Annotated in this window: 24 protein-coding genes and 1 tRNA gene; 17 read left to right on the top strand and 8 right to left on the bottom strand. The window is 59.8% G+C overall.

Annotation, left to right across the window (positions count from 1 at the left end):
- Window positions 1-39: 39 nt before the first annotated feature.
- From HSR122_RS07470 to HSR122_RS07455, 4 genes are all read left to right on the top strand, one after another.
- Window positions 40-2,235, top strand: coding sequence for a hybrid sensor histidine kinase/response regulator (locus HSR122_RS07470; protein ID WP_229112160.1), 2,196 nt, complete (start codon window positions 40-42; stop codon window positions 2,233-2,235).
- Window positions 2,236-2,288: 53 nt separating this feature from the next.
- Window positions 2,289-2,747 carry a halocyanin domain-containing protein gene (locus HSR122_RS07465; protein ID WP_229112159.1) on the top strand — a complete coding sequence of 153 codons (459 nt, stop codon included), beginning with the start codon at window positions 2,289-2,291 and terminating at the stop codon, window positions 2,745-2,747.
- A gap of 67 nt (window positions 2,748-2,814) precedes the next feature.
- Entirely contained in the window at window positions 2,815-3,327 is a 513-nt protein-coding gene (locus HSR122_RS07460; protein ID WP_229112158.1) for a GNAT family N-acetyltransferase, read from the top strand.
- Between the two features lie 1,096 nt (window positions 3,328-4,423).
- Window positions 4,424-5,362, top strand: coding sequence for a hypothetical protein (locus HSR122_RS07455; protein ID WP_229112157.1), 939 nt, complete (start codon window positions 4,424-4,426; stop codon window positions 5,360-5,362).
- Between the two features lie 22 nt (window positions 5,363-5,384).
- On the opposite strand, the gene HSR122_RS07450 is transcribed toward HSR122_RS07455, so the two are convergent.
- Window positions 5,385-6,071 (bottom strand): hypothetical protein, encoded by a 687-nt coding sequence (locus HSR122_RS07450; protein ID WP_229112156.1) that lies wholly within the window; start codon window positions 6,069-6,071, stop codon window positions 5,385-5,387.
- Between the two features lie 203 nt (window positions 6,072-6,274).
- Between HSR122_RS07450 and HSR122_RS07445 the strand changes: the two genes are divergently transcribed.
- Entirely contained in the window at window positions 6,275-7,447 is a 1,173-nt protein-coding gene (locus HSR122_RS07445; protein WP_229110974.1) for an ISH3 family transposase, read from the top strand.
- A 266-nt stretch (window positions 7,448-7,713) separates the two neighbouring features.
- Entirely contained in the window at window positions 7,714-8,679 is a 966-nt protein-coding gene (locus HSR122_RS07440; protein WP_229112155.1) for a hypothetical protein, read from the top strand.
- Here the strand turns inward: HSR122_RS07440 and HSR122_RS07435 are convergent.
- The 5 genes from HSR122_RS07435 to HSR122_RS07415 form a co-directional block, all read right to left on the bottom strand.
- Window positions 8,676-9,635 carry a hypothetical protein gene (locus HSR122_RS07435; protein WP_229112154.1) on the bottom strand — a complete coding sequence of 320 codons (960 nt, stop codon included), beginning with the start codon at window positions 9,633-9,635 and terminating at the stop codon, window positions 8,676-8,678. The two genes, HSR122_RS07440 and HSR122_RS07435, sit on opposite strands and share 4 nt — an antisense overlap.
- Window positions 9,636-9,699: 64 nt before the next feature.
- Window positions 9,700-10,077 (bottom strand): hypothetical protein, encoded by a 378-nt coding sequence (locus HSR122_RS07430; RefSeq protein WP_229112153.1) that lies wholly within the window; start codon window positions 10,075-10,077, stop codon window positions 9,700-9,702.
- 108 nt (window positions 10,078-10,185) lie between these two features.
- Window positions 10,186-10,458: an HVO_A0114 family putative DNA-binding protein gene (locus HSR122_RS07425; protein WP_229112152.1), complete on the bottom strand. Its 273-nt coding sequence runs from the start codon at window positions 10,456-10,458 to the stop codon at window positions 10,186-10,188.
- 84 nt (window positions 10,459-10,542) lie between these two features.
- Window positions 10,543-10,836 (bottom strand): hypothetical protein, encoded by a 294-nt coding sequence (locus HSR122_RS07420; protein WP_229112151.1) that lies wholly within the window; start codon window positions 10,834-10,836, stop codon window positions 10,543-10,545.
- A gap of 18 nt (window positions 10,837-10,854) precedes the next feature.
- On the bottom strand, window positions 10,855-11,637 hold the full coding sequence (locus tag HSR122_RS07415; protein ID WP_229112150.1) for a hypothetical protein: 783 nt from the start codon (window positions 11,635-11,637) through the stop codon (window positions 10,855-10,857).
- 61 nt (window positions 11,638-11,698) lie between these two features.
- Between HSR122_RS07415 and HSR122_RS07410 the strand changes: the two genes are divergently transcribed.
- From HSR122_RS07410 to HSR122_RS07375, 8 genes are all read left to right on the top strand, one after another.
- Window positions 11,699-12,871, top strand: coding sequence for an ISH3 family transposase (locus HSR122_RS07410; RefSeq protein ID WP_229112149.1), 1,173 nt, complete (start codon window positions 11,699-11,701; stop codon window positions 12,869-12,871).
- Between the two features lie 506 nt (window positions 12,872-13,377).
- Entirely contained in the window at window positions 13,378-14,403 is a 1,026-nt protein-coding gene (locus HSR122_RS07405) for an ABC transporter substrate-binding protein (RefSeq protein WP_229112148.1), read from the top strand.
- Window positions 14,403-14,654 (top strand): DUF2061 domain-containing protein, encoded by a 252-nt coding sequence (locus HSR122_RS07400; protein WP_229112147.1) that lies wholly within the window; start codon window positions 14,403-14,405, stop codon window positions 14,652-14,654. The genes HSR122_RS07405 and HSR122_RS07400 overlap by 1 nt, the downstream gene beginning before the upstream one ends.
- On the top strand, window positions 14,647-15,510 hold the full coding sequence (locus HSR122_RS07395; protein WP_229112146.1) for an ABC transporter permease: 864 nt from the start codon (window positions 14,647-14,649) through the stop codon (window positions 15,508-15,510). Before HSR122_RS07400 ends, HSR122_RS07395 begins: the two co-directional genes overlap by 8 nt.
- Window positions 15,507-16,322, top strand: coding sequence for an ABC transporter ATP-binding protein (locus HSR122_RS07390; protein ID WP_229112145.1), 816 nt, complete (start codon window positions 15,507-15,509; stop codon window positions 16,320-16,322). Before HSR122_RS07395 ends, HSR122_RS07390 begins: the two co-directional genes overlap by 4 nt.
- Before the next feature lie 53 nt (window positions 16,323-16,375).
- Complete coding sequence (gene tsaA, locus HSR122_RS07385) at window positions 16,376-17,428, top strand: tRNA (N6-threonylcarbamoyladenosine(37)-N6)-methyltransferase TrmO (protein ID WP_229112144.1); 1,053 nt, start codon at window positions 16,376-16,378, stop codon at window positions 17,426-17,428.
- Between the two features lie 50 nt (window positions 17,429-17,478).
- Complete coding sequence (locus HSR122_RS07380) at window positions 17,479-18,699, top strand: molybdopterin molybdotransferase MoeA (RefSeq protein WP_229112143.1); 1,221 nt, start codon at window positions 17,479-17,481, stop codon at window positions 18,697-18,699.
- Window positions 18,696-20,603 carry a molybdopterin biosynthesis protein gene (locus tag HSR122_RS07375; RefSeq protein ID WP_229112142.1) on the top strand — a complete coding sequence of 636 codons (1,908 nt, stop codon included), beginning with the start codon at window positions 18,696-18,698 and terminating at the stop codon, window positions 20,601-20,603. The genes HSR122_RS07380 and HSR122_RS07375 overlap by 4 nt, the downstream gene beginning before the upstream one ends.
- Before the next feature lie 199 nt (window positions 20,604-20,802).
- Here HSR122_RS07375 and HSR122_RS07370 read toward each other — a convergent pair whose 3' ends face one another.
- Window positions 20,803-21,870, bottom strand: a complete 1,068-nt coding sequence (locus tag HSR122_RS07370; protein ID WP_229112141.1) for a M42 family metallopeptidase — start codon at window positions 21,868-21,870, stop codon at window positions 20,803-20,805.
- Window positions 21,871-22,058: 188 nt separating this feature from the next.
- On the opposite strand from HSR122_RS07370, the gene HSR122_RS07365 reads away from it, so the two are divergent.
- Together HSR122_RS07365 and HSR122_RS07360 are read left to right on the top strand one after the other, a co-directional pair.
- Window positions 22,059-23,195: a thiolase family protein gene (locus HSR122_RS07365; RefSeq protein ID WP_229112140.1), complete on the top strand. Its 1,137-nt coding sequence runs from the start codon at window positions 22,059-22,061 to the stop codon at window positions 23,193-23,195.
- 176 nt (window positions 23,196-23,371) lie between these two features.
- Entirely contained in the window at window positions 23,372-23,962 is a 591-nt protein-coding gene (locus tag HSR122_RS07360; protein WP_229112139.1) for a 50S ribosomal protein L15e, read from the top strand.
- Between the two features lie 58 nt (window positions 23,963-24,020).
- Here HSR122_RS07360 and HSR122_RS14905 read toward each other — a convergent pair whose 3' ends face one another.
- Complete coding sequence (locus HSR122_RS14905; protein ID WP_267491227.1) at window positions 24,021-24,155, bottom strand: DUF7128 family protein; 135 nt, start codon at window positions 24,153-24,155, stop codon at window positions 24,021-24,023.
- Window positions 24,156-24,281: 126 nt separating this feature from the next.
- Here HSR122_RS14905 and HSR122_RS07355 point away from each other — a divergent pair.
- Window positions 24,282-24,353: transfer RNA gene (locus HSR122_RS07355), tRNA-His, on the top strand.
- Window positions 24,354-24,384: the final 31 nt, after the last annotated feature.

Genomic DNA, 24,384 nt, shown 5'->3' with positions numbered 1-24,384 from the left:
GTCGGTGGAAATATACGTTCTGAATGTGTCTGCGTAGGTATGGACCAGCCGGTCCGGGTGCTCGCAGTCGAGCCCGAGAGTCTGACCCCGAGCGCAGCGTCGCTCTCGGACGTCGACGACCGGCTGGACGTTGTCGTCACATCGACTCCGGAACGCGCGCTCGACACACTCAGCGAAGGCGGTTTCGACTGCGTTCTCAGTGCATACGAACTCCCGGACGGAAACGGCCTCGATGTTCTCTCGACACTCAAGGAAACTCACCCGGACCTGCCGGTCGTGTTCTGGCCCGCACACGGCTCCGAGCGTCTCGCGAGCGACGCGCTTGCAGCAGGTGCGGCGGACTACCTCCCGCGAGAGGAGTCGGATCGGCTTTCGGACGTTGCCGAGCGGATCCAGCGAGCCTGTGCTGACTATCGCGACCGCCAACAGCAGGCCTCGGCCATCCAGCGATACGAGATGCTCCTGGCGGACATCTCCGACACTGTGTTGATGACTGACGAAAACGGGGCTTTCTCTTACGTTTGCCCGAACGTCAGCCACGTCTTCGGGTACTCTGCGGGCGAGGTGACCGATCTCGGTACTGTCGATGCACTGTTCGAGGAGCCGCTGTTCGAGCCGGGTGAACTCGACGAACGCGGCGAAATCGAAAACATTGAGACGGAAATCACGACGGCAGAGGGCGACCGACGAACGGTACTGGTGACGGTCAAACAGGTCGACATCCCGGTTGGGACGAGACTGTATACGGTGCGAGACATCACCGAGCGCGAGCGCCGCAAACGCGAACGACGCCAGTACGAACGGATGGTCAACACGATGCAGGAATCGGCCTGCATCTACGACGAGGACGCGCGTTTCGAGGCCGTCAATGAGTACCTGGCCGATTTTTACGATACGACTCCGGACGACCTCGTCGGCGAGAAGAGCAACCTCGTGCCGAGAATCAACGCCCAGTACGACGACGACGCGTTCGGGGAGTTGTTCACCGGCGAGCGGGAGGAACTCACGGGCGAAGTCGCCGGCGAGTTTCCGGAAGGCGGGTATCAGGTCCTCGATTACCGGCTGACACCGCTGATAGTCGACGGCGACGTCGAGGGCGTCGTCGGCGTCACGCGCGAGGTGACCGAGCAGCGCGAATACGAGCAGCAACTCGAGGAGACGAACGCACTGCTTTCGACGCTGTTCGAGGCCCTGCCGGTCGGCGTACTCGCCGAAGACGAATCCCGACAGGTACTCGCGGCGAACGAACGACTGTTCGAACTGTTCGACATTAAGGAGACGCCGAGCGACATCGTCGGTGCCGACTGCGAGCGACTGGCAGAAGACGCGGGAGGCATATTTGCGGACACGGAGGCCTTCATTGCCGAAATTGAGCACCGAATCGAGACGCGCAATCCCGTCGACGACGTGGAGTTCGTGCTCGAAGACGACCGGACATTCGCCCTGAGTTATCGACCGCTCGAACTCCCGGACGGAAGCGGTCACCTGTGGATGTATCGGGACGTCACCGAGCAGAAAGAGCGCGAGCGAACCCTCAAGCGCGAGCGTGACCGCTTCGAGGAATTCGCGAATGTCGTCAGCCACGACCTCCGGAACCCGCTTCACGTTGCCCGCGGGCGGCTCGAACTGGCCAGCGAGGACTGCGACAGCGAACACCACGAAACGATCGTCGACGCCCTCGATCGGATGGACACGCTGATCGACGATCTGCTGACGCTAGCACGTGAGGACGATCAAGTGAACGAGCGCGAACACATCGATCTGGCCTCGCTCGTCGAAAGCTGCTGGCGGAACGTCGACAGCGTCGCCACCCTGCAGGTCGCGATCGATCGAACTGTCAGTGCCGATCGGAACCGCCTCCGGCAACTGTTCGAAAACCTGTTCAGGAACGCCGTCGAGCACGGATCGGCCGGCAGCGACATCGGCGCTTCCCCGGAGCTGGTGCGCGGATCGAGTGCCGGCACACAGGCCGATCAGGGCTCCCCGACCCGTGGCGTCACGATCCGGATCGGCGAACTGGAAGGCGGGTTCTACGTCGGGGACGACGGTCCCGGTATCCCGCCGGACGTGCGCGAGCGGGTCTTCGAGGCAGGGTATTCGACGACCGAGACGGGGACGGGATTCGGGCTGAGCATCGTTGAGCAGGTCGCGACGGCCCACGGGTGGGACGTCAACGTGACCGAAAGCGACGCCGGCGGCGCGCGGTTCGAGTTTACCGGCGTCGAGTGGGTATGACCAATATTCGCCGGGGGCGACAGTCGCACCTTCCGCCGAACGAATAGCCTGGTATGGCGCTCTCGCGACGCACGTATCTGGCACTCGTCGGCGGCACTGCCGCGGTCGCCGGCTGTTCGACCGGCGGTGCACAGACGCCGAGCTACGACGCCCCGACCGTTCCCGTGCCCGAGGAAGTGCGTTCGTACCTCTCGGATACCGGACATTTCGAGGGTGAGGCACTCGATCTCACGGACCGTGAGGCAGTGGACGTCGCCGTCGGGGCTGAAGGCAATAGCGGAAACAACGCTTACAGCCCACCGGCGATCCAGATTTCGCCCGGGACGACGGTCGTCTGGGAGTGGATTCGCGGCAGCCACAACGTCATCGACACCGACGGCACCTTCGAGTCGGATCTCGGGACCAACCTGACGTTCGAGCACACGTTCGAAGACCCCGGCACGTACACGTACTACTGTTCGCCACACAGACGATACGGCATGAAAGGGGCAGTCGTCGTCGAATCGGCGTGATCGCGCCCCGTCGGTCCCCGGCGCTCGAATCGACATATAAATACACCCGCCGACAGAAGCCCCCGGCGTGGTCGATATCGAACCAGCGGCGACTGCCGACCGCGAGACGATCCACGCCGTGTTGGCGGCGGCGTTCGGAGACGAAACCGAGGCCGAACTCGTCGACGTGTTGCGCGAGGAGGGAACGCTCCGTGAGGACTGTTCGGTACTCGCCAGGGTGGACGGCGAACCCACCGGGTTCGCGGCTGTCTCGGACGCCGATCTCCCGGACGCGCCCGGCGTGGACGTCGCCGTCATCGGGCCAGTTGGCGTCGTTCCCGATCGTCAGGGCGAGGGGATCGGCTCGGAACTCGTGCGCACGGCCATGCGCTGCTGTGTCCGCGCCGGCTGTGCCGCCGTCGTTCTGGAGGGTGACCCCGCCTTCTACGAGCGGTTCGGCTTCGAACCTGCGTCGACCTACGGGCTGGAGAGCGACCTCGATCCGCCGCCGGGGGCCTTTCAGGTCTGGCCGTGTCGGCCGGGGGCGCTCGAGGGCGTCAGCGGCGAGATCCGTCACCCGATTCCCTTCCACGCGCTGTGACCGCGCGTCGAGAGCGGTGCGCTCATTTTCCCTGCCGCACAACGTCTCGATGGCCGATGACGACTCCAGCGCGGGACGACCCCGCGTTCCGAGCCGGCTTCGACACCCGGCGATGACGATCCCTGTGAGTGCCGAGGCCACACCTTTGGTGCCAAGCATAGGCGGAAAGCAACACGCACGTCTACTTACTAAGCCTTTCGGCAACAGATATTCAATAAATCAAACCGACTCACCCGCAGCACCTCCCCTCCTTACCCTAATAAAAATCGAGTCACCAGGTAACCGTAGAAAGGTGACTCGCCAATACAAGCTACAGTACTGACCACAGCAACCTTTCAAGGACAATTCGTCCACGCAGCCAAGGTTGACGGCGAATTCAGACGCTACCTCCTGAGATACTGCGTCATCTGCAACGACCCATACCTAGCACGACTCGACAACCTAAAACAGGGAAACGGAAAGACCTGTAGCAGATCCTGCGCCGGAACACTCGGAGCCAAGAAACGCAACGCCGAACACGGCCTCGAAGGAGCCAACAACCCAAACTGGAAAGGAGGAATCTCCCAGAACCACTACCGGTACAAGAAACGAGCCAAACAGCGACACCCCGAAAAAGTAGCTGCCAGGAAAAAAGTCCACCACGCACTTCGATCCGGACGTCTAGAAAGACAACCCTGCGAAGAATGCGGTTCTACGGAGAACGTTCACGCCCACCATGAAGACTACAGCAGACCGTTAGATGTCACCTGGCTCTGCGCAGACTGCCACCGACAACTACACAAGCATCAATAGAATTCTGGCGTCTCAGATTCACAGATTTCCATCCACGGCCGGGATCCCTTCGCTGTCCCCGATTTTCCGGCAGTCAGCGCTGTACTCCGTAGGAGTAGTGTTATGCAGCCAATTCAATAAAACACCGGGGAAGCGTCCATGTTAATCGACCCTTCGTCCTACCTCTAATATCGTGGTTTTTGTATTGATTAGTCTACTAAATGGCAGCGATCGACCTCTCGAAATTGTGGATCAAGGGTATCAAAAGCTCCCGTATTTGGGTTATTTGATGGATTTTAAGTCAATATCCTTCTAAAACGATGGTATGTCAGAACGCACTCGCCGTGAATACTTGAAGGACTTTGGAATCGCAGCAGGAGTAGTCGGAGCCGCAGGATGCCTTGGAGGCGGAGAAGACGAAGAAACGCCGACCAACACCACCACCGACACACCCGGAACAACCTCCAGCGATCCCACAACAGAAGAAAATACTACCGAAGGCGAGGAAACGACAGAAGAAGAGACCGGTAATTCTCATGATGAAAGTGTACCAGAGGTAATGGATTTTGTTCCTACGGCGGATGAGATAAACAGTTCTGAATACGATGGTGAGACCCCAGTAACGGCAATAGGTGTAGGTTTTCCCAGCCAGATCGCGGGAAATATTTCTAATCAAATTCAGCAGGGCTATGAAGAACGAGGCACATTTATTCCATACGATTTTGCTGACGTAGACATGTCTCAGGTCGAACAAGAAGTTGTAGCAGATATTAAGGGAGTAGATTGGATTCCGATTTGGAAGTTTAATGAAGATATCTCCCAGAGTCTGAACAGTGAGATGGAAAAAAGAGGAGAGTATGAAGGTTTTGATATCCTATATTTAGAGGATGCAGAGCAACCTTTCTCAGATGATACCATAGATAGGTTAGTTCTGACAGACGGAGAATACGCAATGAGTGTAACGATGCCTGGTGATGAGGAAAGATTTTACAATACTTTGAAGACCTTAGTAGATGCTTCAGAAGGAGAAGCGAATAGGTTTGTGGATGAAACCAGTCTAGGTCAGGCTCTGACTGAGATAGATTACAAAGATGCAACAGAAATAGGTTCAGAAGGTTGGGAAGACGTTGTCGCTGGAGGAGCGAGATACGTGTTTGGGGAAGATGAACTCCAGATGGAGAGAATAGAACTCAGTGAGGATGGAGATGTAAGCGTTACAGCTACCGAGAATTACGATCCGGGTAAATATGCGGGTCAACTCTGACAGAGGTTCGTATTTGGAAGGTTTAACATGAGTCTGTCTTGGTCTGGGTCACATGGATGAATGGGAAATTGTGGGCATTTCCCCACTTCTCTCCGGCTTCTCCGTCATTTTGAGGTTTCATCTTGTTCATCTGGATGTATCCTCGGTCTCCCGGACATAACTTAATTTCGTAGTTATCGTTGAAATCCTGTTGTGTCTGGTCTAGAGGGGAGCTATGTAACTGATAGTCGGACCAAGGGAAATTAAGTTCGTCCAAGAAAGCATAACAATAAATCCGGTCGGAGAAATCTTCAGCATCTGTATTTGATAACCAAGCGCTCGTTCTAGAGTCAGATACGTCGTCTTTGAAGAATATTAGGTATCTATTTCCTGCTCCCACGAAACGTTCCCCTGCTATTGCTTCAGCAGATCCTGCTATAATGAATCCTCCTGCAGCTGCTCCTGCGGTGAGATAAGGGTTTCCTGTAGATTGATAAGCTAATGCTGCACCCATCGCGGCTGCATTAGCTCCGTTTCCGAAAATGTCTCTTGAGCATTCTTCTTGGGTTGCTTCATAGAAACCTTTCTGTCTAGCGCCTCGCATACGTTGTTCGATCCATGTTTGACCTCCTTTCTTGAGAACAATTGGTCCTTCTGTCTCGTCTATGACGAATTCTACCCGGGAGAGTGTTCCCTCCTGATCTGCACCTTCTGCTTCATCGGTGGCCACGCAAGGTGGTTTTTCAGTTAAGAAGGTATTCTTGAGTTTGGGGTAGCCTTCTTGGCGACGGGCTGGCTCATTTAACTCATTACCAAGATCTATGTCAGGATCATTTTGTGCTGGTACGGTAGGTAGCTTCGGTACTTCCCAACCGGCGTAATCAGCGGAATTGAATCGCCGAGTTAACAACGAGAAAGTGTCTGGATCTGGATGTGTTCAAGATCCCCGATCCAGACGGTTACCTTTCGGCATCGGACGTGAAAGACGTAGCGGAAGAAGTCATTACTCCACTCCCGTTGCCGGGTGTCGAGGGGAGCCCCCTCGACCCCGGCGACATCTGGCTCGTCGTCATCTTGGCTTGCGTCAACCAGACCTCAATCTGGGAAACCTGCAACGACACCAACGGAACGCCGTGTGACGACACTGTCTTCACATGGCTCCATACGCTCGACCGAGCGTGGCTCGAGTTCGTCGCTAACCGTCTGCTCGGACGCCTCGCCATGACGATTCTCGACCCTGACCGGTCGAGAATCGTCTCCATCGACTTCATCGATAACCCCTATCATGGCGAGCACTACGCCGACGACGGCGAACTCTGCTCGATGGCTCCCAAGGACGGGACAACTACCTGCCACCGCTATTGCACGGCCTACGTCGTCTCCAACGAGAAGCCGGTGACGCTGGCGATGACGTATGTCCGCAGTGACGAAGATGAGGCTGACGCGGTCGAGCGCGTGCTCGCCCGCGTCGAGAACTACCCCTTCGAGATCGACCTGCTGCTTGCCGACAGCGGCTTCTACAACGAGCGCGTCATCCGCCGTGCTCGCGATATCGCCGCAACGGTCGTCCACGTTCCGAAGAAGGGCGAGCGCATGAAAGACAAACTCGACGTCCACAAGTCGTACATGACGACCTATCGCATGTACAAAGACAGCGAGCGGGAACTGCGCTTCCCGCTCGCGGTCGCTGTCTCCTACCAGAACGGTGATCGTGGCAAGCACGGTGAGGTTGTCCGTGGCTACGTCGCGTGCGGCGTTACTGATCGCTCGGCCAAGCAAATCGAACGCCTCTACAGGAAACGCTCTGGCATTGAAACAACCTACCGCTTACTCCGGCAAGCACGCGGGATCACGACGACGCGTGATCCTGTCGTGCGGTTTGCCATCATGTTGGTCGCAGCATTGCTGGAGAACCTGTGGCTCGTGCTCAGGTGGGCGGTCGTCGCCCGCCCGCGCCGGGGCGGGCGCGACCTGCCCGAGGAGTTCACATTCAAGACGTTCCGTGACTGGATTCGGCACGAGCTGGAAGAAGAGTTACGACGCCGGTGGAAAGTCAAAGCGAACGGGGTTGGTGTGCGGGCGTCACAGGCAACGGCCGCGGGCTGACCGGGGTCAGCCCACGGCCTGTTCACTGGGCGGTGAGCGACAGCTGTCGGCAGACACCGGCGAGATTTGGTTGCTATCGTCTGTTCGGAGCGGTGAATCGGAATCATCTCGATCTACACCGCGGGAGCAGCCGAAACTGATAGTCAAATCATACAGAAAGTGACTTTTTCGGGCCGTTCAGACAGGCCCCTCTCGACTCATTTGGGAAGTAACGATATTTGGGTTGTTTGATGGATTTTAAGTCAATATCCTTCTAAAACGATGGTATGTCAGAACGCACCCGTCGTGAATACCTGAAGGACTTTGGAATCGCAGCAGGAGTAGTCGGAGCCGCAGGATGCCTCGGAGGCGGAGAAGACGAAGAAACGCCGACCAACACCGCCACCGACACACCCGAAACAACATCCAGCGATCCCACAACAGAAGAAAATACTACCGAAGGCGAGGAAACGACAGAAGAAGAGACCACGACGGAAACATCACAGGACCTGGAAGGATACGGTCTGGACATGCTGACATGGATTCCAGAAACAAGGAATCAAGATATTGCAAATTTCATATATGCAAGGCCGAGTGATATAGCTGAAGATATAGGTGCTCAGGCAGTCTCTGAATACGATGATCAAGGAGTGTTTAGTCCTCAATACTGGACTGATATAGGTATGGAACAAGTATCTGAGGGATTAGCGGCTTGGCCAGCGACAATCTGGGTCGTGGATGAAGATGTAACAAAAGAGTTGGAGGAATCATTTGGCTCTGCTGAAGAGTATAATGGCTTCGATATCTATCAAGGAACAGAAGAACTCAGTGATGGTGAAGAAGGTGATTTTGTAATAGCCTATGATGGAGAAATAGTAGTAGAAGGCCTTGGAGCAAGTCTTCCAGAAAATTATAGTGAAGAAACAATTATTCCGATTGTAGAGACAATACAATCAGAAAATCCTACTTCCCTCGTTGATGGCACCCCAATATTAGATGGGCTCTCCAAGAGGGATATTTCCGATGGTTTTGATATATATCTAGAAGAGAATGTAAGAGGTTCATCGCCTATAAGTGAATCAGAGGGAAGATATCCGGGAGCTAATTTTGACTATCAATCAGAGGGTGTAGAAGTAGACAACTTTGTTATAGAAAGTAATGGTCAGATCACTGAGACAGAAGAAGATGTAAGAGGAATCGGGATGCCGGATGACACCTATGACTTGGGACACTTGGGAGTGAAACTCTTCTAACACTCCCCCATTTCGGTTATCTGAATAAATGGGTATTTCTGAGCCCATCCCCAGATGCTCTCCCCGGCCTCTCCATCGTTCTGGGGCTTTTCTTTATTGACCTGAATATATCCTCGAGTCCCGGGACAGAGTTTTACATCCACCTTGCCTCCAAACTCATTATCATAGGTCTGTTTAAGAGGAGAAGCCAGAAATTGGACTCCGTCGTCCCCACTTAAGCTAAATCCTGTCAACTGGTCGGTTACAGCGTAACAATAGATTGAATTTCCGAAACCGGTGCTATCGTCAAGTATATCGTCGCTGATTTCTGATGCTTCTCCATCATTTACATAGATAATGTATTTGTCTTTGTTGCCCACGAATCTTTCTCCAGCTATGGCTGACGTTGCTGCACCAGTGAAAAATCCTACTCCTCCACTGGCTACCGTTACAGCTAGGTTGCCACTACTCACTGCAGCACCCATAACTGCTGCGTGTCCACCTGCTTGTAGTCCATTTTCCCAAACATCTCTACTGCACTGTTCTCTTGTTGCATCGTAGAATCCGGCATCTCTGACGCCCATTATACGTCGGTTTTTCTCTATCCAAAGCTGCCCGCTTGTGTTCAGTGTGATCCCCTCACTGGTCTCGTCTATGACGAATTCTACGCGGGAGAGTTTTCCTTCCTGATCTCCTCCCTGTGGGTCGTCTGTCGCCACACACGGTGGTTGGGAGGTGAGGAATGTGTCTTCTAGAGCGTCGTATTTACCTTCGTTTATCCGGTCCTGTACGGTGGTCTTTCCTGTCTCATCCGGGTCTCTGCATCCATCGTTTGATGCTCTATGGTAGACGTAGTCCGCTGCTGCGGAGAAAGTTGCTTCGTCCGAGATGTTCAGTGTTGTGCTGGTAGTCATCTCTCCGAGTACGGAGAAGCCGTCCTCGATCTGTCCCATCATGGGCCCGGCGACGACTCCCATCACGGTTCCACCTACCAGTGTCACGAGTACGAGCTGGAGTGCTGATGAGATCGCTACGCACGAATTATAGTAGTTCGTCGACTGGCTTGATGTCCTCCAGCTTCTCAATCTCTTCCTGGATTTCCAAGATCTCGTCCCGGATCTCGTCAACTCGGTCAGCAAAACGCTGCTTCTTATCCCGCTTCTCCCGCTCTAATTCTCGTATCCTTTCACGGAACTCTTCGGTATCACCGCCCGCAAAGCCCTGAGATCTACGAAGCTGTTCACGATTCTCCTCGATCGCATCATCCAAATCCTCAACGACGTCGTCCCTCCGCTTCCGTATCTTCCTTGCCAGCTTCTTCATCCGAGGCTCTTCCAACTCCTCAACGACATCACCCCAAGAATACCGCTCACCATCCTCTGATGGCTCCAATTCATCGTACAGATCGTCATCAACCACTCAACTACTGCACCCCTTTCCCTCTAGGGAAACCCGTTTCGAAGGAACGGGAGAACCCTTGAGTAAATTGAGAAGAATCAGATGTAAAAAGTATATGGCCCGGAGAACTCACCGGGGGAAGTTGGCTTCCTGCAGGAACCGAATGTCGTCACCAAGGAAGACACGCTGCTTTCCATCATCAGCAACTCGTTTCTCCACCAAATCATAGTTCTCAAGCTTGGAGACCTGATCAGAGATATGACCCTTACTCTTATCCAGAGACCCGGCCAAATCCTTCACCCGCATCCCTTCACTGTCAGCCATTTTCAACTCTTCCAACATCTCTCGATTCGTCTCATTCAGTTTGCCGATCACCGAACTCCTCAGTACTAAGTATTCCACATCAATCCACCCCTAAAACAGATCCTCTAAGAACTATACCTCACCCGACATTTAAAAGGGTTCACCGAAAGCCGAACACAGTTCCTACATCGAGATTAGGAACGGCACCGAACCCAGCACCACCACCGAAAAGAAAACCTCGACCAACAACAGCAGCCAGAACCGGGAATCCTCATACATCTCCAAGGCACCCCCTGCTGCAAATAACGCAACCGACGGAACAAACGCCAGCAAGGTCAACGCCACCGCCAAAGAACTCTCCAACTGAAACAACATCAACGCCTGCTCCGCCGACTCCGGACTCGACAACACCTGAATCGCCTCACTGTAATTCAACGATCCCGTATAATTCCCAGCCGAAGCCACGGCTTCCGACACATTACTTACTATACAACATCACCCGAAGGTCAGGATCTTGATTACGGGTTGCAGCATTTGCAAGACCTCCTCGAAGAGCCCGGAATCCTCAGGTGGCTCCTCCGGAGCCCGAACAACGTTCACCACTTGACTACCTTCCAAATCTGCAATCTTCACCGTGCTACACGTTGAAGCATCCTCTTTCTCGCCGTCGCCGTCACAATCAGTAGCCACATTCTCCGTCCGGAACTCCTCCATATCCAAGCCAAGAGTACCACCCATATCCACTGAGACATCGCCAGTGAAGTTCGACACCGGCTCCGCCACTTCAACATCTATCGTTCTACCACCGGTCGGGATAGAAACGTTCTCCCTGGAGAACTCACTACAGTAACCAGAAATACAGGCTTCTCCATTCAGATCTGCCTCTAACGGCTTCCAATCGTTCTCAAACCGGACATCAACCTCTACTGGCTCCCCCTCAGTCACGTTTTCAGGGGCATCAGTAGTCATCGAGATTTCGTCAAACGGCACATCCAGGACGTAATTATTGAACGGCCCGTAGCACTGCTGCACACCGTAGTAAGTCCCGTAATGAACCGCCTCCTCCATGTAGAAAGCAACAGCAAACCTGGCCTCGACATCACCGTAATCAACGTTCCTATTGTCTGTGCTGTCCTTGTCGACCCAACTGGAATATCGGACGATCGGATTATTCTGAAGATCGTAGTCATCGATCACCTGTCCGTTCTTCTCAACCCGGGGAACCGCAAAACAGGAATCAGTACCATACTTTCCGTATGCAGCTTCGGTACTTCCCAACCGGCGTAATCAGCGGAATTGAATCGCCGAGTTAACAACGAGAAAGTGTCTGGATCTGGATGTGTTCAAGATCCCCGATCCAGACGGTTACCTTTCGGCATCGGACGTGAAAGACGTAGCGGAAGAAGTCATTACTCCACTCCCGTTGCCGGGTGTCGAGGGGAGCCCCCTCGACCCCGGCGACATCTGGCTCGTCGTCATCTTGGCTTGCGTCAACCAGACCTCAATCTGGGAAACCTGCAACGACACCAACGGAACGCCGTGTGACGACACTGTCTTCACATGGCTCCATACGCTCGACCGAGCGTGGCTCGAGTTCGTCGCTAACCGTCTGCTCGGACGCCTCGCCATGACGATTCTCGACCCTGACCGGTCGAGAATCGTCTCCATCGACTTCATCGATAACCCCTATCATGGCGAGCACTACGCCGACGACGGCGAACTCTGCTCGATGGCTCCCAAGGACGGGACAACTACCTGCCACCGCTATTGCACGGCCTACGTCGTCTCCAACAAGAAGCCGGTGACGCTGGCGATGACGTATGTCCGCAGTGACGAAGATGAGGCTGACGCGGTCGAGCGCGTGCTCGCCCGCGTCGAGAACTACCCCTTCGAGATCGACCTGCTGCTTGCCGACAGCGGATTCTACAACGAACGCGTCATCCGCCGTGCTCGTGATATCGCCGCAACGGTCGTTCACGTGCCCAAGAAGGGCGAACGTATGAAGGACAAACTCGACGTCCACAAGTCGTACATGACGACCTATCGTATGTACAAAGACAGCGAGCGGGAACTGCGCTTCCCGCTCGTGGTCGCTGTCTCCTACCAAAACGGTGATCGCGGCAAGCACGGTGAGGTTGTCCGTGGCTACGTCGCGTGCGGCGTTACTGATCGCTCGGCCAAGCAGGTCGAACGCCTCTACAGGAAGCGGTCAGGCATTGAAACAACCTATCGCTTGCTGCGGCAAGCACGCGGGATCACGACGACACGTGATCCAATCGTGCGGTTTGCGATTATGCTCGTCGCGGCACTGCTGGAGAACCTGTGGCTCGTGCTGAGGTGGGCGGTCGTCGCCCGCCCGCGGCGGGGCGGGCGCGACCTGCCCGAGGAGTTCACGTTCAAGACGTTCTGTGACTGGATTCGGCACGAACTGGAAGAGGAGTTACACCGCCGGTGGAAGATCAAAGCGAACGGGGTTGGTGTGCGGGCGTCACAGGCAACGGCAGCGGGCTGACTGGGGTCAGCCCACAGCCTATTCGTTGGGCGGTGAGCAACAGCTGTCGGCAGAGACCGTCGAAGTCCGGGTGAGATCGTCTGTTTGGAGTGGTGAATTAGACTTGTCTTGATCTACGCAGCGGTAGCAGCCGAGACTGACCGCCAAATCATACAGAAAGTGATTGTTTCGCGGCGTTCAGGCAGCATCCTCTCGACTCGTTCGGGAAGTAACGACCTTTGCCATTACTGCTGTTTAATGCTGTTTACTGCTTAATATTTTCGATTTTCGTAGCTGTTACGCAACCCTCCTATGCAGCGTTCCACGATCGGTTCGAACCGGAGTCGTTGCACTCCTTCGAGAGTTCCTCAATGACCTCATCGAGAGTCTTGAGATCAGACGAGCCGACTCGAACGCGATCGGACCGCTATGGAAAGATCCGAAAATTGTTGCCGATTATGGTTACTCCCTCGCAAGATATTGGCTATAATCGTTACTCTTATGGCAATATTCTCCGATATTCGGGTATGATGAATCGGCGTGCGTTCCTTGGGAGTCTCGGTGTTGCCAGCACGACCGCCCTTTCAGGTTGTACGGTGTTCGGGCAAAACAGCGGCGCTACTGGGCCGGTCCAGCTGGCCTACGACGCGGCACCACCTCACTTCCAGGCAGTCGTTATGGATCGGGAAGGCTGGTTCGAGGCGATGGATGCCGACTTCGAGACCGACGAAGCCAGCTGCAATAGTATCGTCCAGCTGCTTACGACTGGCAAAGCTGATATCGGGATGATCGGTGTGGTTCCGGCACTCGTCGTCGCGGATTCGGACGCCGAGGCGCACGTCGTCTCGGCGAGTTCGAAAAACGGCTTCGTCGTGCTGATCGCGGAGTCGGTCGCCGACCGGTTCGCGGCCGACAGCGGTGGGTTCGACGCGGTAGACGGGCGACGGTTCACACTCGGCACGTATCCGAAAGGGAGTGTCTCGGACATCACTGCTCGATACTGGATCAGCAACGAACGTGAAGCGTCGCTCGAGGACGTCGAACTCGTCCATCTCGGCGGACCGGGCGCTGCCCGGCAGGCCTTACTCGCCGGTGAGGTCGACGGGGCCGTTATCCCGGAGCCGACGCCGACGCTGATCGAGGAGCGTACGGACGCCCCCTACCAGCGCGTCGCACGCGTCGAGCAGTTCATTCCCGGCGAACCGGCCGGCGTGACTGTCGTCCGGGACGCGTTCGCGGAGAAGCGTCCCGATGCCGTTGCGGCGTTCATCGATCGGCACGCATCGGCAACCCAGTTCATCCACGACAATCCCGACCAGGCCGCGACGTATATGAGCGACGTCTACGGTGGCGAAAATGCCCTCGACGCCTCGACAGCGCGGGCCGCGCTCGACTCACCGGCGACGCAGTACACCACCGACCCACACGATATTACGTCCGGGGCCGAGGTGCTGGCCGAGTATGCCCACCGACTCGGGAAAACTGATTCGCGTCTTACGGCCGATGAGTTGTTCGATATGTCTCATTACGACCAAGCCGTCGGGGATCAGTGATGGCTGGCAGATCGCTGTTACCGATCACGGTCGACGATCCGCGCCGCAGTTGGAGTGAGTCGCTCCTTAAAGCGCTGGTCTACCGGCTGTTTATGATCGTCCTGACTGTCGTCGTCGCCTACGCCGTCACGGCCGACTCGACGGCCTCGCTACAGATCGGGGTCGTCACCAATATCCTCAAGACGGGGACGTACTACGCCTACGAGCGAATCTGGGACCGCTTCCGATTCGAGGGGGGCAGCGATGGCTAGTCGGCCGTCCGATCGCAATGACGTATTGTCGGCCACGCGCGAATCCGCCACTGTCGCGTTCGGGGCGGTCGACCGATCGTCGCTCATTTCGGGTCGAGTAGGGCGCGGTCTCGTCGGCGCGGTCGTCTTCGTGGCCGGCTGGTGGTCGCTCGCGGGTACGGTCCCGTCGTACCTGCTTCCGACACCTGCGGCTGTCCTTGGGGCGTTCGTCACGGAGCTGACGACGCCGGCGACGTTCGCGTTCGCCGGCGTTACACTCCAGTTGACGGAACTTTCGGCCGTCCTTTTGCAGAGCCTGCTGCATTACGTCCCCGGCTTGCTTCTCGGTGTTGGGCTGGGGACGCCGCTGGGCATCGCATTGGGGTATTCGACGCGGCTGGACGAGTATTTCACGCCTGCTGTGGGGCTGCTGCGACCGATCCCACCGCTGGCGTGGATGGGCTTTGTCATCGCCTGGGTCGGCATCGGCCACGCCGGCGCGGCGGTCATCGTCGCCATCGGTTCGTTCTGGATCACACTGCTTGGCGCCCACGACGGAGTCCGGGAACTCCCGACGGAGTGGATCGAGGTCGGGGAGAGTCTCGGCGTCCAGGATCACACTACGATGCTTCGGAAGGTCGTGGTTCCTGGCGTTGCGCCGTCGGTTTTCACCGCCGTCCGAACCAGCCTCGGCCGAAGCTGGATGATCATCGTCGCCGCCGAACTGTTCGGCGCGCCGGGGCTCGGCTATCGAATCATCCACACGGCCCAGAGTCTCGCGATGGACGTCAGTATGGCCTATATGCTCGCGCTCGGGCTTGCGTATCTGGCCACGGACGCGCTCTTTCAGGTCACTCGCGAGGTGGTTGCCCCGTGACTGACGAGGACACGTTTCTCGCCCTCGAAAACGTCTCGAAGCGTTACGAGACCGGCGAGGGGACTATCGCCGCACTCAAGGGGATCGACCTCTCAGTCCACGAGGGCGGGTTCGTGAGTCTCGTCGGCCCCTCCGGCTGTGGGAAGACGACGCTTCTCCGGCTGGTCGCGGGTCTGGAATCGCCGTCCTCCGGGCGCGTCCGCGTCGACGGCGACGTGGTCACCGGGCCGGACCCCGACCGGGGACTCGTCTTCCAGTCGACGACGCTGTATCCCTGGCGGACGGTGGCCGAGAACGTTCGCTTCGGACTGGAGGTCGATGACACGAGCGCGACTGTGGCTGACCGGCGAGTCGAGCGGCTCCTTTCGATGGTCGGGCTTGCCGACCGGGCCGACGCCTATCCCTCCGAACTCAGCGGCGGTATGCGAACCCGTGTCGGGATCTCTCGGGCGCTCGCTCCCGATCCCGAGGTCCTGCTGCTTGACGAGCCGTTCTCGGATCTCGACGTGGCGACCCGGGAGTCACTGCAGGAGGATCTGCTCGGGATTTGGAACGACCTGGACAAGACAGTCGTCCTCGTGACACACACCGTCGGCGAGGCGGTTCGACTCTCGGATGCGGTCGTCGTCTTCGACGGGCGCGGGACGATTGGGACTGTCGTCGATGTTGATCTCGATCGGCCGCGGGACTTCGAGACCGACCGGTTCGACCCCTACGTGAGCGCCATCCGAAACACGATTCGGGACAGCCGGGGAACCGACCAGTCGACTGCTCGACGCTCCGAAAAACACACCACCAAGCCAAGACACTGACTGAACAACGCACAGATAATCCAGACACTCACCAGACACCACCCAAATAACCTATGACACTGAACGCACTCGCACTCGCGGCGGATCGATTCGGCGATCGCTCGCTCAGTTACCCCTACTACCGCCTCCAGGAGGCCGGCCACACCGTCGATATCGCCGCTCCCGGCGGACAGCCGATCACCGGGCTCAACGGGATCGACTTCGAAGCCGACCTGCCGATCGCGGAGGCCGACGCGGCGGCCTACGACCTGCTCGTGCTTCCGGGCGGGTACTCCTCGGAGGCGATCCGGATGCAAGCCCCCGAGGCCATCGATATCGTTCGCTCGTTCGACGAGCGGGACAAACCGATCGCGTCGGTCTGTCACGGCGCACAGTTGCTCGTCAGTGCCGGCGTCGTCGAGGGGCGGCGACTGGCCTGCCATCCCTCGATCAAAGACGACGTCGAGGCCGCCGGTGGGACGTTCGTGAACGATGCGGGCGTCGTCGACGGCAACCTGATTACGGCCCGGGATTACTCCGACGTGGCCGACTGGCTCGCCGCCGTCCTCAGGGAAGTCACGACGCCGGCGACGACCGACGGCAGCGGCGTGACGGCTTCGACCGCCGGACTCGATTCGACCCGATCGTCGGACGGGTCAACCCAGCCGATCGGCACCATCCACTCGCCGTACACCGAGGAGACAGGGATGCCGATCCAGGGTGCCTTCTCCGAGGCGATGGGTGTCGTCGAGGTCGACCCCGAGTACGAACCTGGGCTGCTCGATCTGGCGGAGTTCTCCCATATCGTCGTGCTCTATCAGTTCCACGCCGCCGAGGACTACGACCTGCAGCCCCAGCCGTTTATGGAAGACGAGGTCCACGGCGTCTTCGCGACGCGGGCCCCGCGACGACCGAACCCGCTCGGGATGTCCGTCCTCGAGTTGGAGAACGTCTCGGATGGCTCGCTGTTCGTCTCCGGGGTCGACGTACTCGACGGGACGCCGCTGCTCGATATCAAACCGTTTGTCCCCGAGTTCAACGGGGTCGAAGACGCCCGGATCGGGTGGCTTGAGGGCGCAATCGACAACGAACACCGCCGGACGTCGGACGATCGGTTCGTCGAGTAGGCGTCGTCGGAGACACGGGTTTTTGGTTCCGGCCGGCATTCGGTTCTACTATGGGAGATGCCGAGTCAGTTCGAGGAGCAGGATTCGTCGAGCGGACGCGGGTCCGTGAGGCACTCGAAACCCTCAGAGCGGCAATGAACGTCTCGACGGGCACGCGGACACTCGCGCTCGCGGCGGCGGACGGACGTGTCCTTGCCGAGACAGTGACATCGCCACGGAACGTCCCGGACTTCCCGCGGGCGGCGATGGACGGCTACGCGGTCAGAGCCGAGGATACCTTCGGCGCGGCCGACCGATCGCCCGCCACCCTCGCCGTCGGTGACAGTGCTGGCCCGCAACGGGCGACCTGGGTTCACACGGGCAGTCCCGTCGCGGAGCCGGCCGACGCCGTCGTCAAGACCGAGAACGCACGGGAAGTGGGCGACTCCATAGAGGTCACCAGCGCCGCCGCGGTCGGCCAGAACGTCAGCGAGGTCGGCGAGGACATCGAGGCCGACCAGCACCTGTTCGACTCAGGGCATCGGCTCCGACCGTCGGATCTGGCGCTGCTGCGGTCGGTCGGCATCGAGTCGGTCACGGTTCGGGAACGGCCCTCAGTCGCCGTGATCCCGACCGGCGAGGAGCTGGTCGAGAGCGACCCAGACCCTGGAGAGGCGATCGAGACCAACGGGCTGATGGTCTCCTCGCTGGCCGAGCGCTGGGGCGGCGACACCCGGTATCGCGACGTCGTGACCGACGACCGGGACGCGCTCGTGGACGCGATCGAGGCCGATCTCGACGCGGACGTGATCGTGACGACCGGCGGCTCTTCGATCGGCAAGCGGGACCTGCTGCCGGCCGTCGTCGAGGACCGTGGCGAATTGCTCGTCCACGGCGTCGCACTCAAGCCAGGTCATCCGGTCGCGCTCGGCCAGGTCGAGGACACGCCGGTGCTTATGTTGCCGGGGTATCCCGTCGCCTGTATCGTCAACGCCTGGCAGTTCGTCCGACCGGTCCTCAACTGGACAGCCGACACGGAACCCGACGAGCCAGCCCGGGTCGAGGCCGAACTCGACCGGAAGATCCGGAGCGAACCCGGGATCCGGAGTTGCGTTCGAGTGACCGTCAGCGAGACTGACGAGGGCGCTATCGCCGAACCGGTCCACGAAAGCGGCGCGAGCATTCTCTCGAGTGTTTCGCTTGCCGACGGCTGGGTGCAGGTGCCCGAGTCGATCGAGGGGTACGACGCGGGCGATCGCGTCACAGTCGAGTTCTGGGAGGCCCAGCCGTGACCGAGCGCAAGCAGTTCCGCGACCTTGCGACGCCGTCTGAACTCCGTTTGGCAATAGAGGCGCTGGATATTGGGGCTGGGACGGAATCGGTCGAGCTACTGGACGCCGACGGTCGCGTCGCGGCCGAGCGGGTCGACGCCGCTATCGACGTACCGGGGTTCGATCGCTCGACGATGGACGGATACGCCGTCCAGGCTACCGACACGTTCGACGCCTCCGAGGGTGATCCGCTGGTGGCCGACCTCGCCGGCGCCGTCGACGCCGGGGAGCGCCCCGAGACGGACGTCTCCGCGGGAACCGTTGTCAGCGTCGCGACGGGTGCGCCGCTGTCCCAGGGTGCTGACGCAGTGGTCCCGGTCGAGCGCACGACCCGACGTGCGACCGACGATAGCACCGTCGTCGAGATCCGAACGGCCGTCGCGCCGGGGGACAACGTCATGCACAGCGGCGACGACGTGGCCGCCGGCGACCGGGCCGTCGGTCCGGGGACGGTGCTGACGACGCGGGATGTGGGCCTGCTTGCTGCGCTCGGCGTCGAGACGGTCCCGGTCGTCGAGCCGCCGTCGGTCGGAATCGTCTCGACCGGGAACGAACTCGTGCGACCGGGCGAGCCCCTCGAAGCCGAGCGCGGCCAGATCTACGACCTCAACACGTACGCGCTGGCGGCGGCAGTACGAGCGGCCGGTGGCCGACCGGAGGTCGTTCCACACATCGCCGACGATTACGAGAAGATGCACGAGACGCTACAGTCGGTCGGCGAGCGGTGTGAACTCGTCCTCTCTTCGGGCTCGACGAGCGCGAGTGACACCGACGTACTCTATCGGGTCGTCGACGACCACGGATCGCTCGATCTCCACGGCGTGGCGGTCAAGCCCGGACGCCCGACGATCGTCGGGGAAATCGCCGACACTCCCTACGTCGGGCTCCCCGGCAACCCCGTCTCGGCGCTGAGTATCTTCCGGACCTTCGTCGCGCCCGCGATCCGGGAGGCTGCCGGCCGACCCCCGGAATCCGCGCCAACGCTTGCAGGGGAGATGGTCGCCTCCAAGCGCTACACCGAAGGTCGGACCTACCTGCTCCCGGTCGCCGTCATTGAAGACGAGGCGGGCGACGTTCTCGTCTATCCGGTCGACAAGGGCAGCGGGGCGATCACAAGTCTCACCGAGGCCGACGGCGTCGTCGAGATGGCGCCCGAGACCGAACTGCTCGACCGGGGCGAGTCCGTCACTGTCGAGCTGTTCTCCGCGGAGACGCGCCCGCCGTCGATACTCGCTATTGGCGAGCCTGACCCGCTGCTCTCGCGGTTGCTTGATCGGCTCGACGGGCCGCGCTATCTCCCGCACGGAAGTGCCGAGGGGCGTCGCCGTCTGCGCGATGGGGTCCCGGATTTCGCCCTGCTTGACGAGGACGACGCCGATGCCGCTGATGGCGATACCCTCGCCACGTACACCCGTGAATGGGGGCTGATCGTCCCGGCGGGCAATCCCAACGACGTGTCGGAACTCACCGACCTCTTCGAGGTGGAAGGGTTCTACAACCTCCCGCAGTCGTCGGCCTTGCGGTCGACTCTCGACGACGCCCTCAGCGAGATAGCCGCCGAATCCGGTGTGTCAGGACGCGATCTCGCCGATCAGATCCACGGCTACGACCGGACGGTGTCCGGCATTCGGAGTCCGGCCCGTCGTGTGGCCGATGGGTCGGCGACAGTCGGGCTCGGGCTTCGATTCGCCGAAACAGTGCTTGATGTTGATTTCGTGCCGATCGGAACACAACGGCTCAGCGTTGTCGCGGCCCCCGACCGTCTCGGCAAGTCCGGTATGCGGACGCTCCAATCAGTGCTTGAACGCGAACTCGACTCGGTCGCTGATTCGACGCCGGGATACGCTACCGACGGCGTATTATAGGGCACTTTGCAACACGACCCATATCTTGGCTCACGCTCTCATGGCGTAGCAGCGTTTCCATCGTGACACTACCACCCTCAACAGCCCCGTACCCCCCGGGGGATCGATGACAGACTGCTCATACTACCGGCTGTAAGTTCGTAAAGATATTCGCCACCCCGGGGTGGCGAATTCCTTCAGTTTGTTACAGCCAGCAGTATCACTCACTGGTCAGATCGACAGTGAACGGCTCGAACTCGCCGACAGACGTGGCAAACGCGCCAAGCAGGTCGGCGGCCGCGTCCAGATCCTCGGTGTCGACGACTTCGACGGGCGTGTGCATGTACCGGTTGGGGAGCCCGAGATTCACAGACGGGACACCGCCGCGCTGGGTGTAGAACGCGTCGGCGTCGGTTCCCGTGCTGATACCGGCCGCCTCGAGCTGGATCGACACCGCGTTGGCGTCGGCCACGGATCGAAGCGCCTCGACGAGTTGCGGGTGGTTCGCGCTCCCGCGAGCGACGACCGGGCCGCCGCCGAGCTCGATCGCGCTGGACTGTTTCTCGGGCACACCCAACGTATCGGTCGCGTGCGTGACGTCCACGGCCACGGCGACATCCGGATCGATATCGAACCCGACCATCTTCGCGCCCTTGAGCCCGACCTCTTCCTGCACGGTGCTGACGGCATAGACCGTCGCGTCCGCGTCGCAGTCGCTGGCCCGGCGCAGCGCCTCCGCGGCCGTCCAGATCCCGACGCGGTTGTCCATCCCCCGGCCGGCCAGTCGGGCCCCGGCGAGCGATCGTACCCCCGAGGCGAACGTGATCGGATCGCCGATCGAGACTCGCTCGCGGGCCGCGTCGCCGTCCGCGACGCCGATGTCGACGTACTGCTCGGCCACGTCGTCGACGCTCTCGTCCTCGCGCTCGCGGAGGTGGATTGCCGTCTGGCCGATGACGCCGTTGACCGGACCGCCGTCAGTGTGGACGGTGACGTGCTGGCCTCGCGTGACCGTCCGGTCGGAGACGCCGATCCGGGCCAACCTGAGATAGCCATCGTCGGTGACGTCCCGAACCATGAACCCGATCTCGTCGCCGTGACCCGCGATCATTACCTTGGTCGCGTCGCCCTCGTGGACAGCGACGGCGTTCCCGTAGTCGTCGACGCGCACGTCGTCGGCGAACTCCGAGACGTACTCGACCCAGACACGCTGGCTCGCCGTCTCGAACCCCGACGGTGATGCCGTCTCGAGCAGGCTGTCGAGAAACTCCCGCTGGTAGTCCTCCATACGATCACTCGGACCGAGGCGACCAAGAGTGTCACGCCTGCCCCCCGATACAGATTACTGTAACGATTTACCGCTCCGGCTGCCCTGCATCGGGCGACCGATCCGGAACAGACGTACAATAACCCATATGACAATCCGTTTCCGGTTGGATAACTGTTAACAGGCCAGTATTCGATTGATAGATGATTATGGATCAGGCACCCGTGATCGTGCAGGCGGTGCGAACGCCGCAGGGAACGGAAGACGGCGTCTACGCGGACGTCAGGAGCGAGGACCTGTCGGTCCCGTTGATCGACAAGTTGCTCGCGGCGACGGGGCTGGGCAGTGAGGACGTAGACGACCTGCTGTGGGGCTGTGCCCAGCAGCGCGGCGAACAGGGCAACAACGTCGCGCGAGTGATCGCGTTGCTCTCGGAACTCGGCGAGTCGGTGCCGGCGACGACGATCAACCGGTGGTGTGCGTCTTCCGCGGAAGCGATTATGCGCGGGGCGGACGCCATCGCCGCCGGCCAGCGCGACTGCGTGATCGCTGGCGGCGTCGAGTCGATGTCCCGGGTGAAGATGGGCGAGAACACCCACAACGTCCACCCGCGACTCGCAGAGCTGTACAACGTCGGCGAGCTCCAGATGGGGATGACCGCCGAGACGGTCGCCGAGAGGTACGACATCAGCAGGGAGGCTCAGGACGAGTACGCGCTCAGGAGCCACGAACGGGCCGCCGAAGCGACCGATTCCGGCCGATTCGACGACGAAATCGTCCCGATCGAGACGGCGGAGGGGCTCGTCGAGGAAGACGAGGGGATCCGCCGGGAGACTGATCTGGAGACGCTCGCCGGATTGCCGACGGTGTTCAAGTCCGACGGGACGGTCACGCCGGGCAACGCCTCACAGGTCAGCGACGGCGCTGCCGGCGTGCTGATGACCTCAAGGTCTGTCGCCGAGGACCGCGGGTTGCCGATTCTGGCGGAAGTGGGTGCCCACGAGGTGGTCGGCGTCGATCCGACGGAGATGGGGGTCGGTCCCGTGCCGGCGGTACGGCAACTCGGCGAGCGGACCGGTCACGATCCCGCTGATTACGACCTCGTGGAGTTGAACGAGGCGTTCGCCTCCCAGACGCTGTACTGCCAGCGCGAACTCGGGTTCGACGACGACGTGCTCAACGTCAACGGCGGGGCGATCGCGCTCGGCCATCCGCTCGGAGCATCGGGTGCGCGCCTGCCCGTGACGTTGCTGCACGAGATGCGCAGGCGCGATGCCGAACTGGGGCTGGCGACCGAGTGTGTCGGCTTCGGGCAAGGGGCCGCGATCGAGTTCACACGACGGTAGCTATCCGACCGTCGATCGGGTTCGAAGCCCTTAAGCGCACCAGCGCAGAAGATTCGCCAACTCGCTGGTGGCGGGCTCCAGCGGGCACCTGCCGTCGTCGGTCGCGCGACCGGCGAGTCGCAGGCTGGAATGTGGTCGGGCAACCGACTGAACCACTCGACGCCCGCGGTGAAACCATGGCAAAGAGCTTCTACTCACACATCCGGGACGCCTGGAAGGACCCGGACGACGGCAAAGTCGCGGAACTACAGTGGCAGCGCATGCAGGAATGGCGCCAGCAGGGCGCGATCGAGCGGGTCGAGCGCCCGACGCGGCTGGACAAGGCGCGTTCGCTCGGCTACAAGGCCAAGCAGGGTGTCGTCGTCGCACGTGTCAGCGTCCGCAAGGGCAGCGCTCGCAAAGTTCGCCACAAGGCCGGACGACGCTCGAAGCGGCAGGGCGTCACCCGGATCACGCGCCGGAAGAACCTCCAGCGCGTCGCCGAGGAGCGCGCGACTCGCAAGTACCGCAACCTGCGTGTACTCAACTCCTACTGGGTCGGCGAAGACGGCAGCCAGAAGTGGTTCGAGGTCATTCTGGTCGACCCGAACCACCCGGCGATCGAGACCGACGACGACCTCAACTGGATCTGCGACGACGCACACGACAACCGCGCGCTGCGCGGGCTAACCAGCGCCGGCCAGTCCAATCGCGGCCTCCAGCAGAAGGGCAAAGGCACCGAGCACACGCGTCCTTCGAACAACAGCGGCAAAGGACGCGGCAAATAACGGCGTCGTCGCTTCTCCGATCCGACGGTCGAACGGCGTCGCGTGAGCCGGCCCGCGATCACTGGATGTACGACGGGTCTTCCGCGTCGCAGTTCTGTTCGTGCTGTTCGGCGTCCGAACGGCTGTCGAACAGCATCCCGCATTTCTCGCATTGATACCACGTCTCGCCGTCCTTCTCAGTCGTGGTTACCATGTTTGTATGTGTGGCGTGATACCGTATAGAGGTTTCTCCGGGAACCTCGTGACGGCGTGGCGTACCCGTTCAGGAGCGTAACCTATATCAATCGCACTCCGGCTACAATGAGGTACCCAACGCGTGTCCGGGTTGGGGTAGTGGTTATCCTCCAGCCTTGTGGAGGCTGGGACGCGGGTTCGATTCTCGCACCCGGACCTTCTTGCGGCGAGCAAACCGCGAGCCGTAG

This window comes from Halapricum desulfuricans, from assembly GCF_017094525.1.
Lineage (GTDB): Archaea > Halobacteriota > Halobacteria > Halobacteriales > Haloarculaceae > Halapricum > Halapricum desulfuricans.
Note: the sequence above shows the minus strand (reverse complement) of the source record. Positions and strands in the feature narration are given on the sequence as shown.